At 64.3% G+C, this 2513-nt stretch carries 2 protein-coding genes and 1 rRNA gene; 1 reads left to right on the top strand and 2 read right to left on the bottom strand.

The window, feature by feature from the left end; all coding sequences use genetic code 11:
- The first annotated feature begins 127 nt into the window (after window positions 1–127).
- Window positions 128–1432 carry an NAD(P)H-dependent oxidoreductase gene (locus tag ACQR2C_RS32585; protein WP_434837971.1) on the top strand — a complete coding sequence of 435 codons (1305 nt, stop codon included), beginning with the start codon at window positions 128–130 and terminating at the stop codon, window positions 1430–1432.
- A gap of 90 nt (window positions 1433–1522) precedes the next feature.
- Here ACQR2C_RS32585 and ACQR2C_RS32590 read toward each other — a convergent pair whose 3' ends face one another.
- Window positions 1523–2116, bottom strand: a complete 594-nt coding sequence (locus ACQR2C_RS32590) for a hypothetical protein (RefSeq protein WP_316183712.1) — start codon at window positions 2114–2116, stop codon at window positions 1523–1525.
- 220 nt (window positions 2117–2336) lie between these two features.
- A 5S ribosomal RNA gene (gene rrf, locus ACQR2C_RS32595) occupies window positions 2337–2451 on the bottom strand.
- Between the last annotated feature and the right edge of the window lie 62 nt (window positions 2452–2513).

Genomic DNA, 2513 nt, shown 5'->3' on the forward strand with positions numbered 1-2513 from the left:
CGCAGAAGAATCCACGCCATGCACCATGTCCAGTCTGTCTGAACCGGACAGCCGTGGGACAAGCCCGGCCATGACGACGGAGGTGGTAGTTGCAGGTCGCGCGACAATCTGGAAACCGGACAATACAATGAACCTCCACGCCCTCCTCCAAGCCCGCGCCGCCGCCGGCAAGCCCGTGCGCGTCGCGTTGATCGGCGCCGGCAAGTTCGGCTCGATGTTCCTGTCGCAGGTGCCGCACGTGGCGGGGCTCGAGGTGCCCGTCATCGTCGACCTCGATCCCGGGCGCGCGCGGGACGCCTGCCGCACCGTCGGCTGGAGCGCCGAGCGGATCGAACGCACCGCGTTCAGTCCCGACGGCGCAAAAGCGCTTGCTGACACCATTGATGTCGTCGTCGAAGCGACCGGCAGTCCGGCCGCGGGCATCCGCCACGCGCAGGCGGCCATCAGGGCCGGCAAGCACATCGTGATGGTCAATGTCGAGGCTGACGTTCTGGCGGGGCCGTTGCTGGCCGACGAGGCGCGCAGGGCCGGCGTTGTCTACTCACTCGCCTATGGCGACCAGCCGGCATTGACAGCCGAGCTCGTCGACTGGGCGCGTGCGACCGGCTTCCATGTCGTCGCCGCAGGCAAGGGCACGAAGTATCTGCCGGCCTATCACGACGTCACGCCGGACGGCGTCTGGCAACATTACGGCCTCACCGCCGGCGAGGCGCAGTCGGCCGGGATGAACCCGCAGATGTTCAATTCCTTCCTCGATGGCACCAAGTCGGCGATCGAGATGGCCGCGATCGCCAACGCGACGGGGCTCGACGTGCCCACGAACGGACTGCTGTTTCCACCCTGCGGTGTCGATGACCTGCCGCATGTGCTGCGGCCTCGCGACCGCGGCGGCGTGCTCGAGCGCTCCGGCATGGTCGAGGTGGTCTCATCGCTGGAGCGGGACGGGCGTCCGGTATTTCGCGATCTGCGCTGGGGCGTCTATGTCGTGCTGGAGGCGCCGAACGACTACGCCGCGGACTGCTTCCGGCAATACGGACTCAAGACCGATTCAAGCGGCCGCTATGCGGCGATGTACAAGCCCTATCACCTGATCGGGCTGGAGCTGAACGTCTCGGTGCTCTCGGCGGCCCTGCGCAAGGAGCCCACCGGCCAACCGCTCGGCTTCCGCGGCGATGTCGTCGCCGTCGCCAAGAAGGATCTGCGGGCTGGCGAGATGCTCGATGGCGAAGGTGGCTATACGGTGTGGGGCAAGGTCGTACCGGCCAGGACCAGCCTGCAGCTCGGGGCACTGCCGATCGGGCTGGCGCATCGGCTGAAGCTCGTGAACGACGTCGCGCATGGCGAGATCGTGCGCTGGAGCGACGTCGCAGCCGATGCCGCGGACGAGACCGTGAAGGTACGCAAGCAGATGGAGGCCGCGTTCGCGCGCTGAGCGTGCGCTCCGCTCGCATGACCCATAACGAAAAAGCCCCGACCGACGGTCGGGGCTTGGCGGATCGAGGTGGAGGCAAAGCCTCGGTTGTCAGTTGTCGTCCTCGCCGAAGGCCGCGGCGAGCTTGTCGTAATATTTGACCACGAGATCGATATTGCCCTTGTTCTCGACCTCCGGCGGCTTCGCCTTGAGCGCCGCATTGAGATCGTTGAGGACCTGCTTCTTGTCATCGGGCTTCATCTTGGTATCGGCCTGGACCTGATCGATCTGCTGCTTGATGACGGCTTCGGGACCGATGTACTTTTTCGTCTTCGGATCGATGCCGCCCATCACCAGGCTGATGTTGTCGACGGCGACGTTGAAATCGTCATAGCTGGCGAAGCCGTATTTCTTGGCGACGCCATCGAGCTGCGTCACAACCTTCTGGTCCGGCGGCGCGTTCTCGGGAAGCTTGTCGGTGACGGCATCCATGTCCTTTTGCGATGCCAGCACGTTTTCGATCTGCTTGTCGGTCAGCGCGATCTGCTTGAGCTGCGGCGGCTGGCTGATGGTCGGACCGGGCGGCTGCGCCGGGGAATCCTTGGCGGCCTGCGCGAGGGCCGGAAGCGTTGTGAGGGCCGTCATCGCGGCGCCTGAGCCAGCAATGGCTAGCGCGACGAAGGTGGTCCGGACGAACATGCGCATGAGGATCTCCTGTGGGACAATGTCAGCGACGACAGACAGCGCAGCATTGCGTACGTTCTGGGGAATGAACCGCAACTGAACCCGGTTTTGCGGCTCAATCACACGGTTGTGCTGCCCGCGGCATCGACGAACGACCGCATCAGGACAAACGACAACGCCGCGCTGAGGTTTCAGCGCGGCGTTGTTGTTTTGGGGTGTGAAGAGGGGATGTCCTTTGCAGGCCTGGCAGCGACCTACTCTCCCAGGGCTTGAGCCATAGTACCATTGGCGCTGAGGAGTTTAACGGCCGAGTTCGGGATGGGATCGGGTTCAGGCTCCTCGCTAAGACCACCAGGCCGGCGAAGGACATCGAGGATAAGAAGCAAGCCGAAGATCTCTGTGAGATCTTCGAGAGGTC

Source organism: Bradyrhizobium sp. HKCCYLRH3061 (assembly GCF_051168015.1).
Taxonomy (GTDB): Bacteria; Pseudomonadota; Alphaproteobacteria; order Rhizobiales; family Xanthobacteraceae; genus Bradyrhizobium.